18 protein-coding genes are annotated in these 15,279 nt (G+C 64.1%); 6 read left to right on the top strand and 12 right to left on the bottom strand.

Translation table 11 applies throughout. The features are described from left to right. Position 1: 1 nt before the first annotated feature. Complete coding sequence (locus LB564_RS22680) at positions 2-1,177, bottom strand: AI-2E family transporter (RefSeq protein WP_140707338.1); 1,176 nt, start codon at positions 1,175-1,177, stop codon at positions 2-4. A 79-nt stretch (positions 1,178-1,256) separates the two neighbouring features. Beyond that, positions 1,257-1,811 carry a CDP-alcohol phosphatidyltransferase family protein gene (locus tag LB564_RS22675; protein WP_224541104.1) on the bottom strand — a complete coding sequence of 185 codons (555 nt, stop codon included), beginning with the start codon at positions 1,809-1,811 and terminating at the stop codon, positions 1,257-1,259. 225 nt (positions 1,812-2,036) lie between these two features. Between LB564_RS22675 and purM the strand changes: the two genes are divergently transcribed. The 4 genes from purM to LB564_RS22655 are packed head-to-tail and all read left to right on the top strand — an operon-like array spanning position 2,037 to position 4,719. Then, positions 2,037-3,146 (top strand): phosphoribosylformylglycinamidine cyclo-ligase, encoded by a 1,110-nt coding sequence (purM, locus tag LB564_RS22670; protein WP_224541102.1) that lies wholly within the window; start codon positions 2,037-2,039, stop codon positions 3,144-3,146. Further along, positions 3,143-3,856 carry a phosphoribosylglycinamide formyltransferase gene (gene purN / locus LB564_RS22665; RefSeq protein ID WP_224541100.1) on the top strand — a complete coding sequence of 238 codons (714 nt, stop codon included), beginning with the start codon at positions 3,143-3,145 and terminating at the stop codon, positions 3,854-3,856. Before purM ends, purN begins: the two co-directional genes overlap by 4 nt. A gap of 12 nt (positions 3,857-3,868) precedes the next feature. Next, positions 3,869-4,210, top strand: a complete 342-nt coding sequence (locus LB564_RS22660; RefSeq protein ID WP_224541097.1) for a hypothetical protein — start codon at positions 3,869-3,871, stop codon at positions 4,208-4,210. Beyond that, complete coding sequence (locus LB564_RS22655) at positions 4,210-4,719, top strand: SixA phosphatase family protein (RefSeq protein ID WP_140707250.1); 510 nt, start codon at positions 4,210-4,212, stop codon at positions 4,717-4,719. Before LB564_RS22660 ends, LB564_RS22655 begins: the two co-directional genes overlap by 1 nt. 91 nt (positions 4,720-4,810) lie before the next feature. Here LB564_RS22655 and LB564_RS22650 read toward each other — a convergent pair whose 3' ends face one another. The 5 genes from LB564_RS22650 to LB564_RS22630 all read right to left on the bottom strand — a co-directional run bounded on the left by LB564_RS22650 (position 4,811) and on the right by LB564_RS22630 (position 6,595). Beyond that, positions 4,811-4,999 carry a DUF680 domain-containing protein gene (locus LB564_RS22650; protein ID WP_318012837.1) on the bottom strand — a complete coding sequence of 63 codons (189 nt, stop codon included), beginning with the start codon at positions 4,997-4,999 and terminating at the stop codon, positions 4,811-4,813. A gap of 209 nt (positions 5,000-5,208) precedes the next feature. Continuing rightward, entirely contained in the window at positions 5,209-5,442 is a 234-nt protein-coding gene (locus LB564_RS22645) for a DUF680 domain-containing protein (protein ID WP_140707255.1), read from the bottom strand. Between the two features lie 430 nt (positions 5,443-5,872). Beyond that, positions 5,873-6,100: a DUF680 domain-containing protein gene (locus LB564_RS22640; protein ID WP_140707257.1), complete on the bottom strand. Its 228-nt coding sequence runs from the start codon at positions 6,098-6,100 to the stop codon at positions 5,873-5,875. A 44-nt stretch (positions 6,101-6,144) separates the two neighbouring features. Further along, a complete protein-coding gene (locus LB564_RS22635) occupies positions 6,145-6,348 on the bottom strand; it encodes a DUF680 domain-containing protein (protein WP_140707259.1) in 204 nt (67 codons plus the stop codon). A 43-nt stretch (positions 6,349-6,391) separates the two neighbouring features. Then, positions 6,392-6,595: a DUF680 domain-containing protein gene (locus tag LB564_RS22630; protein ID WP_140707261.1), complete on the bottom strand. Its 204-nt coding sequence runs from the start codon at positions 6,593-6,595 to the stop codon at positions 6,392-6,394. Between the two features lie 474 nt (positions 6,596-7,069). On the opposite strand from LB564_RS22630, the gene LB564_RS22625 reads away from it, so the two are divergent. Together LB564_RS22625 and LB564_RS22620 are read left to right on the top strand one after the other, a co-directional pair. Beyond that, positions 7,070-7,747, top strand: coding sequence for a response regulator (locus tag LB564_RS22625; protein WP_140707263.1), 678 nt, complete (start codon positions 7,070-7,072; stop codon positions 7,745-7,747). Then, a complete protein-coding gene (locus LB564_RS22620; protein WP_224541095.1) occupies positions 7,744-9,096 on the top strand; it encodes a sensor histidine kinase in 1,353 nt (450 codons plus the stop codon). The genes LB564_RS22625 and LB564_RS22620 overlap by 4 nt, the downstream gene beginning before the upstream one ends. A 166-nt stretch (positions 9,097-9,262) precedes the next feature. On the opposite strand, the gene LB564_RS22615 is transcribed toward LB564_RS22620, so the two are convergent. The 5 genes from LB564_RS22615 to LB564_RS22595 form a co-directional block, all read right to left on the bottom strand. Beyond that, positions 9,263-10,141: an ABC transporter permease gene (locus LB564_RS22615; protein WP_140707267.1), complete on the bottom strand. Its 879-nt coding sequence runs from the start codon at positions 10,139-10,141 to the stop codon at positions 9,263-9,265. A 12-nt stretch (positions 10,142-10,153) separates the two neighbouring features. Next, positions 10,154-11,008 carry an ABC transporter ATP-binding protein gene (locus tag LB564_RS22610; RefSeq protein ID WP_224541094.1) on the bottom strand — a complete coding sequence of 285 codons (855 nt, stop codon included), beginning with the start codon at positions 11,006-11,008 and terminating at the stop codon, positions 10,154-10,156. A gap of 157 nt (positions 11,009-11,165) precedes the next feature. Beyond that, positions 11,166-12,179 (bottom strand): ABC transporter substrate-binding protein, encoded by a 1,014-nt coding sequence (locus tag LB564_RS22605; protein WP_411910193.1) that lies wholly within the window; start codon positions 12,177-12,179, stop codon positions 11,166-11,168. Positions 12,180-12,354: 175 nt separating this feature from the next. After that, positions 12,355-13,134 carry a 4-hydroxy-tetrahydrodipicolinate reductase gene (dapB, locus tag LB564_RS22600; protein WP_224541298.1) on the bottom strand — a complete coding sequence of 260 codons (780 nt, stop codon included), beginning with the start codon at positions 13,132-13,134 and terminating at the stop codon, positions 12,355-12,357. Positions 13,135-13,142: 8 nt separating this feature from the next. After that, a complete protein-coding gene (locus LB564_RS22595; RefSeq protein ID WP_224541092.1) occupies positions 13,143-15,236 on the bottom strand; it encodes an ATP-dependent helicase in 2,094 nt (697 codons plus the stop codon). Between the last annotated feature and the right edge of the window lie 43 nt (positions 15,237-15,279).

Genomic DNA, 15,279 nt, shown 5'->3' with positions numbered 1-15,279 from the left:
TTCAGCGACGCGGTTGCGTGCGGTGGCCGCCGCCACGATCGGCCGGCAGCGGTGGCGCTGGTGCTGTCGCGTGGCCCTTGTATAGCGGCGATTCCAGATAGCGGGCAATGGCGAAGCGCACCAGAACAGCCACCGCCGCGGATGCCGGAACGGCAATCAACAGGCCGACAAAACCGAACAGGGCGCCGAAGGCGAACAGCGCGAACATCAGCCACACCGGATGCAGGCCGACGCTTTTGCCGACCAGTCTGGGCTGCAGGATGTTGCCTTCGATGAACTGGCCGATGAAGAAGACCACGGCAACGGCGACGATCATCGTCCAGTCCGGCCAGAACTGGACGAAGGCGACGCCGATGGCCAGGACCAGCCCGGTCAGTGAGCCGACATAGGGAATAAAGGAGATCAGCCCGGCGAACAGGCCGATCAGGATGGCGAAGTTCAATCCGGTCAACGTCAGGCCGGTGGCATACATGGCGCCCAGGACAAGGCACAGCGTGCCCTGGCCGCGCACGAAGCCGGCGGTGGCGGTGTTGATGTCGCGCGCGATGGCGCGCACCGTCGCCACGTTGTCGCGCGGCACCCAGCTGTCGATGACGGCCACCATGCGGTCCCAGTCGAGCAGCATGTAGAAGGCCACGACCGGCGTCACCACGAACAGGCTGACCACCGAGACCAGCGCCACGCCCGAACTCCAGATCGACGTGAAAACCGTGGTGAGCAGGCCGAAACCGGAGGTCAGCAGCGAGTTCAACCCATCGCGCAGGCCATTGGCGTTGACGCCGAATTTCTGTTCCAGCCATTTCGGGTCAAAGGAGGTGATCAGGCTCTGCAGCCGGGTCAGGTACTCCGGCAGCTTGCCGGCGAAATCGGCCATCTGCGTCGCCAGCACCGGAATGAGGATGACGAAGGCCAGCACCAGCACGATGAGGAAGGTGATGAGGATGACCACCGTCGCCATGAAGCGGCTGAGGCCGAGCCGCTGCAACCGGTCGGCGACCGGATCGAGGAAGTAGGCAAGCACCATGCCGGCGACGAAGGGCAGCAGGATGTCGCTGAAGACATAAAGGAAAAGCGCCAGGATCGCGGCACCGGCAAGCCAGAAGAAGATCTGTCGGCGGAACGTCGACGACGCCTCCGCCTCCGCCGCCGTCTCGCCGGCCGGCACGACGACGACCATCTGGTCGTCGACAGCCTTGCCCCGTGCCACCGCTTTGCTGGCGGCCGGCTTGCGGACAGCCTTGCCGTCGATGGGCTTGTCAGCCCTGTTTACCGCCTTCGCCATAGCCGTTCATATGCCTCAGCCAAGCCACGAGATAGGCCGCGGCCGAAGCCACGGTCAAGACCCCGGACAGCAATATGAGGGCTGGCCGCAGGGGGTCGAGGTGCACGGCAAAGGCAAGTTCGCCCAGCACGACCGCCGCCAGCACGATCTGGATGGCGGTATTGGCCTTCGATACGAAAAGCGGTTTCATCTCGACCGGATGAGCCATCACCGTGGACAACAGGACCGCGCAGACGATCAACGCGTCGCGCGACACCATGGTGACGACCAGCCACAGCGGCAATTGCCCGATGAAGCCCATGACCACGAACACCGAAACCAGGAGCAGCTTGTCGGCCATCGGATCGAGATAGGCGCCGAGCGTCGACTGCTGGTTGAAGCGGCGGGCGATGAAGCCGTCGACGGCGTCGGAAATGCCGGCAATGACGAAGCCGGCAAAGGCCCAGTCCCAACGCGCCTGCAGCATGGCCAGCACAATGGCGGGCACCAGCACGAGGCGCAGGACGGTGATCAGGTTGGGGATGGTCAAAGGCTGGGGCCCGTCCTCTCAGGTCAGGGATAGATGATGGAGATGACCGCCTGGCGCAAGCGTCGCGGCGGCGAAACAATGAAGGAACCACGGCCAGGCCCGGACATTGCGTCGGGCTTGGGCTATCCACGCTTTTGTCGGCCCAAACGGCGCCCGGTTCATCCGTTATCCTTGCGGACCGAAACCGTTCATGCGAAGAGCCCGCAAACGAGCAGGAAAATTGCGATGAGCAAGCGCGAAACCGGCCAGCCCAAAACCGGCCAGAATAAAACGGCCAAGCGCACAAACGGGCTCACCTATGCCGAGGCCGGCGTCGACATCGATGCCGGCAATCTCATGGTGGAGAAGATCAAGCCGCTGGTGCGCGCGACGCGCCGGCCGGGCGCGGATGGCGAAATCGGCGGCTTCGGCGGTTTGTTCGACCTCAAGGCGGCCGGCTTCACCGATCCGGTGCTGGTTGCAGCCAATGACGGCGTCGGCACCAAGCTGAAGATTGCCATCGACGCGGGAAAACACGACACGATCGGCATCGATCTCGTCGCCATGTGCGTCAACGACATCGTCGTGCAGGGCGCAGAGCCGCTGTTCTTCCTCGACTATTTCGCCACCGGCAAGCTCGATCCGGACCAGGGCGCTTCGATCGTCGGCGGTATCGCCGAAGGCTGCCGCCAGGCCGGCTGCGCGCTGATCGGCGGCGAGACGGCCGAAATGCCGGGCATGTATCACGGCAAGGATTATGACCTCGCCGGCTTTGCCGTGGGTGCCGCCGAACGCGGCCAGTTGCTGCCCACCGACGATATCGTCGAGGGCGACGTGCTGCTCGGCCTTGCCTCCTCCGGCCTCCATTCCAACGGCTTTTCGCTGGTGCGCCGCATCGTTGCCGCCAGCGGCCTGGCATGGAGCGATCCGGCGCCGTTCAACGACGAGGCGACGCTGGCCCAGGCGCTGCTCGAACCGACGCGCATCTACGTGAAATCGATCCTCAAGGCGATCCGCAACACGCATGGCATCAAGGCGCTGGCACATATCACCGGCGGCGGCTTTCCCGAAAACATTCCGCGCGTGCTGCCCAAGGATTTCTCGGCCGAACTCGATCTCGAAGTCATCGACGTGCCGCCCGTATTCTCGTGGCTGGCCAAGACCGGCGGCGTGGCGCCGGAGGAAATGATGCGCACCTTCAATTGCGGCATCGGCATGATCCTGGCTGTCGCTTCGGGTCAGGCGGCGCAGGTCGCCGCCGTGCTGCAGGAAGCCGGCGAGACGGTGACGCCGATCGGCCGCATCGTGCCGCGCCGCGACGCCGGTGTCATCTATCGGGGCTCGATCGGCCTATGAGCACGCAGAGGAAACGCACCGTCGTCCTGATATCGGGGCGCGGCTCCAACATGACCGCGCTGATCGCGGCGGCCAGCGATCCGGCCTTCCCGGCCGAGATCGTCGGCGTCATCTCCGACAAGGCCGATGCCGCCGGCCTCGGCATCGCCAGGGCACGCGGCATCGCCACCCAGGTCATTTCCCGCGCCGACCATGGCAGCAAGCAGGCGCATGACGCGGCGATCGATGCGGCACTTGCCGCTTTCAAAACCGAAATCGTGGCGTTGGCCGGCTACATGCGCATCCTGACATCAGGCTTCGTCCAGAAATGGCAGGGCCGCATGATCAACATCCACCCTGCCCTGCTGCCTGCCTTCAAGGGTCTCGATACCCATGCGCGCGCGCTGGCCGCCGGCATCCGCATCCATGGCTGCACCGTGCATTTCGTCACGTCGGAGATGGATGACGGCCCGATCATCGCCCAGGCGGCGGTGCCGGTGATGGTCGGCGACAATGCCGATACGCTGGCCGCGCGCGTGCTGAAAACCGAGCACCGGCTCTATCCGCTGGCGCTGGGCCTGGTCGCCGAAGGCAAGGCGCGCATGGAGGCCGGCCGCACGGTGCTTGCCCACTTCGCCGACGATGCCGACAACGGCACCTCGGTGGTGATGGCGCCCGACCCGCTGCGCGAGGAAGCCGACCTGGAGCATCTGGCGCGGATCACGCCCTGAGAGCCAAGGCCAATGGACGTTTTCGATAGCGCGATCCGGACGAAAGGCGACCTAGCCGGCGTTTTCGAGTATGATGATGCGGGAGATCCGCAAAACGCCACAGCGTATTTTTACCTCTACAGAGCCCAGGGCGACGAACCAGGCGCCATCGTTGATACAATTCACATCCAATCGGGCGCCTGGGCCATCAGCCGGTCGGATATCGCGGTCCGGTGGGATAAGGATGAGCGGCGCGTCGGGCTGTTTGTCTTCGGCGCCCTTTCCGCGGCTTTCGACACCGAAGCCGGCACAAAGCACGGCGGCGGATACGGCAAGGACTTTCATGCCGGCATTTTTTGGTCGGACTCAAATTAATGAAACAGCTGCTCCTGCTTCGCCATGCCAAATCGAGTTGGGACGACCCCGACCTCGATGATTTCGACCGGCCGCTTGCGGAACGCGGGTTGAAGGCGGCCCGATTGATCGGCCGCGAGCTTGCCGCGCGCGACTGGCTGCCGGATCTGGCATTGGTGTCGCCGGCGCTGCGCACCCGTGATACGTGGCGGCTGGTGGCCGCGGAACTGCCGGTGCATCCACGGGTCGCGTTTGCCGATGCACTCTACGAAGCTTCCGCGGCGGATATCCTGAGCCAGATTCGCAAGGCCGACCCGTCGGGCGAATGCCTGGTGGTTGTCGGCCACAATCCAGGCCTCGAGAATCTGGCAAGGCAGCTTGTGGGGCCGGGATCGGAAGCCAAGGCGCGCAAGAGGCTCGAGGAAAAGTTTCCGACGGCGGCTCTCGCGCGCTTCGTCCTTGAAGACGACTGGCCCGGCCGGTCGGCCGCGCGGCTGACACATTGCCTGTGGCCGAAGGATTTGCGCTAGAAATGCGGGCGGCGGATGGGATCCGCCGCGCCAAGGCATCAGTTGCCCCAGATGCCCTGGCCGGGCTCCGGCCAGTCGGTGGTGGCGGGCTTCATCTTGGCGTCCGCAGCTTTGTGCCCTGATATAGTCGTGTCGTCGACGGCACCGGTGACGGCATGGTCCACCCGGCGACCGGGGCGGCCGGCTGGTTGGCATTGTCTGAGCCGAAGTGGTCGCTGCCGGCGAATGCACTTGCGGTTGCGACGAGGATAGCGGCGGTAGCGAGGGCAAATCTGTTCATTTCAATCTCCTGGTTCATCCGTTAGGCGGCGTCATGGGAGGACGGGTCCGCTGAGGACAAGACCAGAAACAGCCAGAGTTTATTCCTGGACCTGAAATGTTTTTCGCAGACTGCGAAGAACGTCGGCCATCGGCCTTGCCTCGAAAAACAAGAGCGGCGGGTCAGGCCCACCGCTCTTTGTCGTCGAGGCAATCGAGGTCCTGCGTGGATCAGTTGCCCCAAATGCCTTGGCCGGGATCCGGCTGATTGGAGTCCGGCGTCAGCTTGAAGCCGTGGTGTTCGATCGGCTTGCTGGTCGAGGCCGTACGGACGTGGTCGATTTTGCCCGCGGGCGCGCTGACAGCCGGCTGATTGACGTTGTCGGAGCCATAATTGTCGCTGCCGGCGAAGGCGCTGCCCGTGGCAACGAGGATGGCGGCGGCGGTGAGTGCGATCCTGGTCATTTTCTTTACTCCAGTGGTTCTGGTCTGTCCGTCAAGTGGCGTGCCCTTGGGAGGAATTTCGCGTCGCTCGGACCATCTGGAAGTGGGTTTTTCATTCGCCGGCTTCCAATCACGAAGATGTGCCTTCACGACTAGATTCCGAGCTTCAAGATTTGACCAAGGATTTGTTGGAAATATTTTTTGATAATTATATCAATATCTTAATTTGCGCTTCACAAAGCATTTCGTTGTGTTTCGCCAAGCCCCGTCTCGCGGTACGCTCACGGCGCGTCAACATTAATTGAACCGGTCGGTTCGACCCGCGACGAGAGCCCGCCTGCCTCGATGGTGTCCGGCATGGCCGGCCCCGTCTATCAAACGGACTTGTGTCAAAAAACAAGAGCGGCGGGCCAAGCCCACCGCTCTTTGTAGGCAAGTGCTGCTATATGGATTAGCGGCCCCAGATGCCCTGGCCCGACTGAGCCGGTACGTTGGCATTGGCGTCGCCCTGTGCCTTGTCCGTCTTCAGGATCGAACCGGTGTGGAAGGTGTCGACATTGGAGGTCGACTGGGTGGCAACCGGCTGGTTGACGTTGTTGGAGCCGTAATTGTCGGAGCCGGCAAAAGCGGTGCCCGTGGCAACGAGGATGGCGGCGGCGGTGAGAGCGATCTTGGTCATTTCAAATACTCCTAAGTTCAAGATTGGGTCGATATCGGCCGGGATTAGTGGCCGAAGAGGTTGCGGTCGGCACCCTGTGGGGCCTGGGCCTGGACGGTTTCGGTCGACTTCGAGGTCGAAGCGGTGACCGAATGGTCGATGGCGACGGTCGGCTGGTTGGCGTTGGCCGAGCCGTAATTGTCGGAGCCGGCGAAAGCGGTGCCGGTGGCAACGAGGATGGCCGCGGCGGTAAGAGCGATCTTGGTCATGTTAAGTACTCCTGAAATTCGATTGGTTGGATATCGGCCGGAATTAGTGGCCGAAGAGATTACGGTCAGCGCCCTGCGGAGCCTGGGTCTGGACGGTTTCGGTCGACTTCGAAATCGAAGCGGTGACCGAATGGTCGACAGCGGCGGCGGGCTGATTGACGTTGGCCGAGCCATAATTGTCGGAGCCGGCGAAAGCGGCGCCCGTGGCGACGAGGATGGCGGCAGCGGTAAGAGCGATCTTGGTCATTTTGGTTACTCCAGTTTTTAGTTCTGTCCGTCTAGTGGCGTGCCTTCTGGGAGGATTTCGCGTCGCTCGGACCACCTCCAGATGGGGGAGGCGTTTTGGGATTTCCAGTCGCATCGGCTTTGCAGTATTTCATTATATTATAGACAATGCATATTGCACCGCACCATTGACGGCGAATTTTTTACAATATTTTCAGACATTTACGGAATATGGCCCAGCCGAAACCGGAGGCAAATCGGGGCCCATTGTTCACCCTTTGCGATACAATCCGTCAACCAGAACCGAACCGTTCGGTTCGATTTGTGTCCCGGAACGGGGCGACTTGGCCTTGCAAAACCAACCCCATAGCGCTGCCCGGCCGCATTTGCCTTGCGCCGAGATCGATACTATCGATCATTTCAGGGCCGATTGCCGGATCGAGGCCGCCGATCGAGCCCGAATGAGACCGCAAAGTGGGCCGGGACCACGATAGACATGCGATTGCTGCTTGTTGAGGACAATCGCGAACTGGCGGACTGGCTGGGCAAGACCTTGCGCCAGGCGAACTATGTCGTCGACATCGTCCATGATGGCGAGGATGTCGAGCATGCGCTTGCGGCGGGCGACCACGCGCTGGTCATTCTTGATCTGGCACTGCCCCGCATGGGCGGACTGGAAGTGCTGCGCATGCTGCGAGCCCGCGGCAACCGGGTGCCGGTGATCGTACTGACCGCCAATGCCAGCCTCGACGGCCGGGTCAAGGGCCTCAACGAAGGCGCCGACGACTATCTGGCCAAGCCCTTCCAGATCGAGGAACTCGAAGCGCGCATCCGCGTGCAACTGCGCCGCGCCAATGATCGGACCGCACCGGTCGTTGCCTGCGGCGATCTCGTCTTCGACACCAACACAAGGCTGTTCTCGCTCGGCGGCGAGGCGCTGGCATTAACGCCGCGCGAACATGCCGTGCTCGAGCAATTGATGATCAAGGCGGGACGCACCGTCAGCAAGGCCGCGTTGTCGGCGGCCATCTATGATTTCGAGAACGACGCCGATCCCAGCGCCATCGAGATCTATGTGCACCGTGTGCGCAAGAAGCTCGAAGGGTCGCGGGTCCAGATCACCACCTTGCGCGGCCTTGGCTATCTCCTGCGCCAGGACGATCTGGCGCCATGAGGACCAGCAGCCTGCGCCTGCAATTGCTGGCATGGGTGGTGTTGCCGCTCGCCGGGCTTGCCACCATCAATCTGTGGACCAGCCAGCGCAATGCGCTGGCGACCGCCGATCTGGTCACCGACCGGATGCTGGTCGGTTCGGCCCGCGCCATCGCCGAACAGGTCGCCATGGCCGACGGCGTCCTCGATGCCACGATACCCCCTGCAGCGATCGAGATGTTCGACACCGGCGACCGCGACAGTGTGTACTACCGCGTCGAGACCGCCGGCGGGCGGTTGCTGACCGGTTATCCCGATTTGCCCGTGGCTCCTGGGGACAAGAGCATCGAGGCAGCCTATCGCGATCACCCGTTGCGGCTTGCAACGCTTGGCCATGCCGTGGTCGGTGCCGGGCCTGATTCGCCTGTTATGGTCACCGTGGGGGTCACGCTCGCCGGGCATGATGCGATGGTGAAGCGGCTGTGGTTCAGCGCCTTCGTCCAGCAACTGGCGCTGGTGGCGATCGCCGGCGTGTTCGTGCTGCTTGGCCTGCGCCGTGGCCTGGCGCCATTGATCAGCCTGCGCGACGCGGTCCGTTCGCCAAGCCGCAGCGACCTCGATCCGGTCGACGTGCCGGGCGCGCAAAGCGAGATCCGGCCGCTGATCGACGCGCTCAACGCTTATATGGAACGCGTGCGCGCGCAGATGGGCGCGCAGCGCCGCTTCATCGCCAATGCCGCGCACCAATTGCGCACGCCACTGGCGCTGCTGTCGACGCAGGCAAGCTACGCGCTGCGCGAAACCGCCACCGAGGCGCGCCAGGAGGCATTGGTGGCGCTGCAGGCCAGCTCCGCCAAGCTGGCGCGGCTGGCCGAACAATTGCTCACCCTGTCGCGGGCCGAGCCAGGCAGCCGGCGCCCGCGCACCGACCGCATCGACCTCACCGAAGCCGCCCGCCACGTGCTGGAGACGCAGGCGCCCGCGGCGGTCGCCCGTAAGATCGACCTCGGCCTGGAGGAAGCCGGCCCGGTTGCCGTTATCGGCGACGGCACCATGCTGCGTGAAATGATCGTCAACCTCGTCGACAATGCGTTGCGCTACTCGACATCGGGCGGCAGTGTCACGGTCAGGCTGGCGACCATCGATGGCGAAGCCGTGCTGACGGTCGCCGATGACGGGCCAGGCATCCCGGCTGAAGAGCGGGACCACGTGCTCGAGCGTTTTTATCGTGTCGCCGGTTCGACCGAGGAAGGCAGCGGCCTGGGGCTCGCCATCGTGCGCGAGGTGGTCGAGAACGCCGGCGGCCGCGTCACCCTGGGGGATAGCGCGGCCGGCGGACTGGTGGTCGAGGTCAGGCTGCCGCTCGCCTAGAGCGGTTCAGCGTTTGATAGAATCGCTGAACCGCTCTAACTCTTTGTATTTCAGCAATTCCCAAGGGGAGGCGCTACGCGCTTCTCCCGGGAAACCGTTACACACTTTTCCTGGAATTGCTCTAGCCCGAGCCCGCGTCAAGCGCGGGGCTCGTACTTCCCTCAAATCAAGCGCCCTGCTCGTTGAACGGGGCCGGTCGCCACTTGACGACATAATTCTCGAAGCGGGTGATGATGAATTCCACCACCAGCGCCATGACGGCCAGGATGATCATGGCGGCGAAGACGCCATTGGCATTGAAGGCGCCCTGCGCGGTGGAGATCAGCAGACCCATGCCTTGCTTGGCGCCGAGGAATTCACCGACCACGGCGCCGACCAGGGCAAAGCCGAAGCTGACATGGAGGCTGGCCAGGATCCAGCTCATCGCCGACGGGATAATGACGGTGCGGGTGATCTGGAAGGGCGAGGCGCCGAGGATCTGGGCGTTGGCGATCATCGCCCTGTCGGCCTCGCGAACCCCTTGGAAGGCGTTGGCGAAAACGACGAAGAACACCATCACCACGGCGAGCGCCACCTTGGACGCCATGCCGAGACCGAGCGCGATGATGAACACCGAGCCCAGAACGACGCGCGGCACGGAATTGGCGATCTTGATGTAGATCGAAAAGACATCCGCCAGCAGCCGGTTGCGGCCAAGAATGATGCCGGCGGCGATGCCGCCGAGCGCACCGATGACGAAGCCGAGGAAGGTCTCCTCCAGCGTCACATAGATCTGCAGCCAGAGCGGACCCTGCGAGGTGCCCTCGGTGATCCACGACCAGATCTGCTCCCAGATACCCGACGGACTGGCGAAGAAGAACGGGTCGATGATGTTGTAGTCGGCGCCAAGTTCCCACAGACCAAGGAAGACGATCAGGATCGCGAACCGCAGACCGATGACCAGGGCATGGCGCCGGCGCAGCCGCGCCCGCGCCCGGGCCTCGGCGATGGCGATCGAGGTTTCGCGCGTGGCGGCCCTGTCGGCCGCCGGAGAGATGGCTGTCATGTCGTTCCCCTCTCAATGGCCGGTTTGCAGGCCACGGCTCTGGCCGAGCTGCACTTCCTCGCGCAGATCGTTCCAGATCACCTTGGCGATCTCGATGAATTTCGGGTCGTAGCGTATGTCGGCCATGACGCGCGGACGCGGCAGGTCGATGCGGTAGACACTTTTGACGGTCCCAGGCCCTGCGGTAAGCACATAAACCTTGTCGGCCAGCGCCACGGCCTCCTCCAGGTCGTGCGTGACGAAGACGACGGAGGATTTCTGTTCCGACCACAGGCCCAAGAGCTCGTCCTGCATGGCGGTGCGCGTCTGCATGTCGAGCGCGCTGAACGGCTCGTCCATGAGCAGAATCTTGGGCTGGTTTATGAAGGTCTGGGCCAGCGCGACGCGCTTGCGCATGCCACCCGAAAGCTGGTGCGGATAGTGCTTTTCGAAGCGTGCGAGGCCGACGCGGGCGATCCAGTCGCGCGCCTTGTCGTAGGCCTCGGCCTTCGGCGTGCCGCGATAGAGTGGACCGGCGGCGACATTGTCGATGACACTGCGCCAGGGGAAAAGCGCGTCCGCCTGGAAGACGAAGCCGATGTCGCGGCTGATATCGGTGACCGGGTTGCCCATGACGCGGACATTGCCGGTGGTTGGCCGCAGCAGGCCGGTGACGAGGTTGAGCGTAGTCGACTTGCCGCAGCCGGTTGGCCCGACGACGCAGGCGAACTCGCCGCGCGCCACCGTCATGGTGAAATCGCGGATCGCCGTCATCATGTGGCCGTCGGGCGTGACGAAGCGCAACGTCACGTCGTCGATGGCGATGGCGGCATCGGCCGGCGGCGCTGCTGGAGACAGCTTCTGCGCCGCCATGGTTTGCAATTGCATGGCACACTCCTGTGGCGGTGGTGCTGGGATACCGGCGGCCCATGGGCTCGCCGTTCATCGGCACCCGGGGAGGCGCCGCTGCCGAATTGATTCAGGCAGCCGGCGCAAGGTGTTGTTTTCAACAGGCGCGGAGAAAGTCCGCGCCTGTTGAGGCAGCCTACTTGGCGGCGTCGACGAATTCCGTCGTGAAGGTTTTCGAGAGGTCGATCTGCTTGCCCTGCAGGCTTTTCGAGAAGGTCGACAGCACTTTCAGAACCGTCTCCGGGCCATCCGCCGGCATGCGCCCGTCGGGCGTGAACATCGCCTTGCCGCCGGCGAGCCCCTTGATATAGAGGTCCTTGTTGCCGGCATAATAGTCCTTCGGCATCTTGTCGGCGATCTCCTCGGCCGAATGGCCGGCGATGAACTTCATCGTCTTGACGAAGGCATTGGCGAGTTTCTGTGCCTCGTCCTTGTGGCCTTCGACCCAGGAAGACTCGACGTAGAAGGATGCCGCCGGATAGTCGCCGCCCAGCGCTTCCTTGGTCTTTTCAGGCGTGCGCATATCGACAAGGATGTTGGCCTCGCCGGTCGAAAGCAGCTTGGCAATCGTCGGTTCGGTGGTCATGCCGGCCTGGATCTGGTCCTGCTTGACGGCGGCGATGAAGGTGTTGCCGGCACCGACCGGCAGAAGCGTGTAATCACCGGGCTTCAGGCCGTTGCGGACGGCGAGATACTGGGTCAGGAAATCGGTCGAAGAGCCGAGGCCGGTGACGCCGAGCGTCGCGCCCTTGAAGTCGGCCGGCGACTTGATTTCCGGGTGCTTGGCCGAGACCAGTTCGACTTCGCCTGGGGCCTGGCTGAACTGGACGATCGACTGGATGTATTTGCCCTTCGACTGCAGGTCAACGGTGTGGTCGTAGAAGCCGACGACGCCTTGCACGGCGCCAGCCAGCAATTCGTTCTCGGCTTCGACGCCGGCCCGCGAGTTGACCAGCTCGACGTCGAGCCCCTCGTCCTTGAAATAGCCGAGCTGCTGGGTGAGCACCGCGGGCAGGTAGATCTGCTTCTCCATGCCGCCGACGATGATGGTGATCTTGTCCGCGGCCGATGCCGCGGTCGCGCCCGTGGCGACTAGGGCAAGCGTCAGCGCCGCCGAACGCAAGATGCACTTCGAGATCAAACCGGTCACGTAATTTCCTCCACCTGGGCGGCGGGCCAATCGGGCCGCGCCGCATTTCCTCCTGCCGGCCGCTCCCGTACCGGTCACGTGGCGAACGCCACAAAACCGTCATGGCATGGCCAAGCTTTCAGCTGGCTTTCAGCCGTTTTAGAGGCTGTTTGATGAATTCCCGCGGAATTGCCGATCAGACCGTGCCGAAACCAAGCACGTCGCGCATGTCGTATTCGCCTGGAGTGCGGCCCGCCACCCAGAGCGCCGCGGCGATGGCGCCACGCGCGAACATGATGCGGTCGCCGGCCGAGTGCGACACGGTGACGGTCTCGCCTTCGGCGCAGAAGGAGACGCTGTGCTCACCGACCATGCTGCCGCCGCGCACCACCGCGAAGCCGATCTCGCCCGCCGGCCGCGCGCCGGTGACGCCGTCGCGGACGCGCCTGGCCACCGTATCCAGTTCGACACCGCGTCCGTCGGCAACGGCCTGCCCCAGCATCAGTGCGGTGCCCGACGGGGCATCGATCTTTTGGCGATGATGCGCCTCGAAAATCTCGGCATCCCAGTCGTCAGGGCCGAGTGCCCGCGCCGCCTGCCCGACCAAACCGACCAGCATATTGAGCCCGAGCGAAAAACTGCCGGAGCGCACGACGGCGATGGTTCTCGCGGCATCTGCAATAATGGCCGCTTCGGCAGCATCGAAACCGGTCGAGCCGATGACCAGGGCTGGCCCGCCCCGACCCGCACAGACTCTCGCCAGGTCGGCGGAGGCCGCCGGTGTGGTGAAATCGATCACCACATCGACCAGGCCGAGCGCCTCGTCGCGGCTGACCAGCCCGTCGCCGACACTGCCTGGGCGGTGAAAGCGGGCGGCAAGCGCCAGACGCGCATCGGCCAGCACGGCGACCGCCATCTGGCGGCCCATACGGCCGAGCGCGCCAGCGATGGCAATCCGGATCGGCGGCCGCGCCATGACTTCCGCTATTTCCACATGCCGCGCATGCGCGCGCCGATATCGACGCGCACCTCCGGCCGGGCTGCCCTGCCCTGCGCCGCCTGTGCGGTCGGCCACGACATCTGCTGGAATGAAGCGAGGATCGAGGCCGGGATGAAGCGGGTGCGCGAGGCATAGAGATGGCGGTCGCCGCGCGCCGCCTGGCCGTGCGGGAAGAAGCGTTGCGGCATGACCAGGTTTAGGCTGTCCTTGGCCCGGGTCATCGCCACGTAGAGTAGCCGACGCTCCTCCTCGATGTCCTCCTTGGTGCCGACGCCGAGATCGGCCGGTATGCAGCCGTCGACGGTGTTGAGCACGAAGACGTTCTTCCATTCCTGGCCCTTGGCCGAGTGGATGGTCGACAGGATCAGATAGTCCTCGTCGCGATGCGGCGGCCCGGCCTGGTCGCTGGTCGCATCCGGCGGGTCGAGCGTCAGCTCGGTCAGGAAGCGTTCGCGTGAGGCGTAGCTCGACCCGATCTGCTCCAGTTGCAGCAAGTCCGCCCGGCGAGTGATCGCATCCTCGTGGATGCGCTCCAGATGCGGTTCGTACCACAGTCTGATCTGTTCGAGATCGGCTGGCCATTTGGCGCCGGCCCGCAAGCCGGAATAGAGCGATACAAAAGACGGCCAGTCGTCGGCGGCGCGCTGCGGTGGGCGCCAGCCGGCCAGGCCCATCGCCTCGTCCAGCGCCGTCGTCATGGTTTCCACGATCTGCGCGGCGGCGGACGGACCGATGCCTGGCAAGAGCTGCAACACACGAAAACCGGCGACACGGTCGCGCGGGTTCTCGGCAAAGCGCAGCACCGCCAGCACGTCCTTGACGTGGGCGGCATCGAGGAATTTCAGGCCACCGAACTTGACGAAAGGAATGTTGCGCCGCGTCAGCTCGATTTCCAGCGGGCCGCTGTGATGCGAGGTGCGAAACAGCACAGCCTGCGATTTCAGCGCGGTGCCGGCCTCGCGCTCCGCCAGGATGGCGTCGCAGACGAAGTTCGCCTGCTCGACCTCGTCGCGCACGCTCACAAGTCTCGGCCTGTCGGCGGATTTGCGTTCCGACCACAGATTCTTGGTGAAGCGCTCCGATGCCTGGCCGATGACCGCATTGGCGGCAGCCAGAATGGTCTCGGTCGAGCGATAATTGCGCTCCAGCATCACCACATCGGCGGTCTGGGCGAACTGCCGGGGAAAATCGAGGATGTTGCGCACTTCGGCGGCGCGGAACGAATAGATCGACTGCGCGTCGTCACCGACCACCGTGAGACCCGCGCCATCAGGCTTGAGCGCCATCAGGATCGAGGCCTGCAGCCGGTTGGTGTCCTGGTATTCGTCGACCAGCACATGGTCGAAACGCCCGCCCAGATGCGTGGCGATCTCAGGCTCGGCCGTCATCTGCGCCCAGTAGAGCAGCAGATCGTCGTAATCGAGCACGTTCTGCGCCTGCTTGGCCTCGACGTAATTGGCAAACAGCTGCTTGAGCTGCTCGGCCCAGCCGGCGCACCAGGGGAATGCGGATCCGAGCACCTCGCCGAGCGGCGCCTGCGCGTTGACGGCGCGCGAATAAATGGCAAGGCAGGTGCCCTTGGTCGGAAAGCGCGCCTCGGTTTTGGAGAAGCCGAGTTCGTGGCGCACGAGGTTCATCAGATCGGCGGAATCCTCGCGATCGTGAATGGTGAAGGCCGGATCAAGGCCGATCTCCAGCGCATAATCGCGCAACAGCCGCGCGCCGATGCCGTGAAATGTGCCGGCCCAGCTGAGCGCATCCGTGATGACAGCGGCATCGCGGCCAAGCACCTCGCCGGCGATGCGCTCGACGCGCCTGGCCATTTCGGATGCGGCACGCCGCGAAAAGGTCATCAGCAGGATGCGGCGCGGGTCGGCTCCCTTGACGATCAGATGCGCGACGCGGTGCGCAAGCGTGTTGGTCTTGCCGGAGCCGGCGCCGGCAATGACCAGCAGCGGGCCGGCAACCTTGCCGTCGCCATGCTCGACGGCCTGACGCTGGGCGTCGTTCAGCCGGGCGAGATAGGCCGGCTGGACGGTCGAGTCCACAAAGGTCGAATCATGGGCGGCGAGGTTCATCGCCCATCAAGCATCGTTTCCGCTTTGTTCGCAACAAGGAAGC

This window comes from Mesorhizobium sp. ES1-6 (assembly GCF_020164775.1).
Lineage (GTDB): Bacteria > Pseudomonadota > Alphaproteobacteria > Rhizobiales > Rhizobiaceae > Mesorhizobium.
The sequence above is the reverse complement of the archived record's forward strand: the minus strand, read 5'-3'. Positions and strand labels throughout refer to the sequence as shown.

Excerpts from the sequence above, each read along its gene's own strand:
- LB564_RS22680 (WP_140707338.1), bottom strand. The coding sequence starts at position 1,177 with ATGGTCGTCGTCGTGCCGGCCGGCGAGACGGCGGCGGAGGCGGAGGCG.
- purM (WP_224541102.1), top strand. The coding sequence starts at position 2,037 with ATGAGCAAGCGCGAAACCGGCCAGCCCAAAACCGGCCAGAATAAAACG.
- purN (WP_224541100.1), top strand. The coding sequence starts at position 3,143 with ATGAGCACGCAGAGGAAACGCACCGTCGTCCTGATATCGGGGCGCGGC.
- LB564_RS22660 (WP_224541097.1), top strand. The coding sequence starts at position 3,869 with ATGGACGTTTTCGATAGCGCGATCCGGACGAAAGGCGACCTAGCCGGC.
- LB564_RS22655 (WP_140707250.1), top strand. The coding sequence starts at position 4,210 with ATGAAACAGCTGCTCCTGCTTCGCCATGCCAAATCGAGTTGGGACGAC.
- LB564_RS22650 (WP_318012837.1), bottom strand. The coding sequence starts at position 4,999 with ATGAACAGATTTGCCCTCGCTACCGCCGCTATCCTCGTCGCAACCGCA.
- LB564_RS22645 (WP_140707255.1), bottom strand. The coding sequence starts at position 5,442 with ATGACCAGGATCGCACTCACCGCCGCCGCCATCCTCGTTGCCACGGGC.
- LB564_RS22640 (WP_140707257.1), bottom strand. The coding sequence starts at position 6,100 with ATGACCAAGATCGCTCTCACCGCCGCCGCCATCCTCGTTGCCACGGGC.
- LB564_RS22635 (WP_140707259.1), bottom strand. The coding sequence starts at position 6,348 with ATGACCAAGATCGCTCTTACCGCCGCGGCCATCCTCGTTGCCACCGGC.
- LB564_RS22630 (WP_140707261.1), bottom strand. The coding sequence starts at position 6,595 with ATGACCAAGATCGCTCTTACCGCTGCCGCCATCCTCGTCGCCACGGGC.
- LB564_RS22625 (WP_140707263.1), top strand. The coding sequence starts at position 7,070 with ATGCGATTGCTGCTTGTTGAGGACAATCGCGAACTGGCGGACTGGCTG.
- LB564_RS22620 (WP_224541095.1), top strand. The coding sequence starts at position 7,744 with ATGAGGACCAGCAGCCTGCGCCTGCAATTGCTGGCATGGGTGGTGTTG.
- LB564_RS22615 (WP_140707267.1), bottom strand. The coding sequence starts at position 10,141 with ATGACAGCCATCTCTCCGGCGGCCGACAGGGCCGCCACGCGCGAAACC.
- LB564_RS22610 (WP_224541094.1), bottom strand. The coding sequence starts at position 11,008 with ATGCAATTGCAAACCATGGCGGCGCAGAAGCTGTCTCCAGCAGCGCCG.
- dapB (WP_224541298.1), bottom strand. The coding sequence starts at position 13,134 with ATGGCGCGGCCGCCGATCCGGATTGCCATCGCTGGCGCGCTCGGCCGT.
- LB564_RS22595 (WP_224541092.1), bottom strand. The coding sequence starts at position 15,236 with ATGAACCTCGCCGCCCATGATTCGACCTTTGTGGACTCGACCGTCCAG.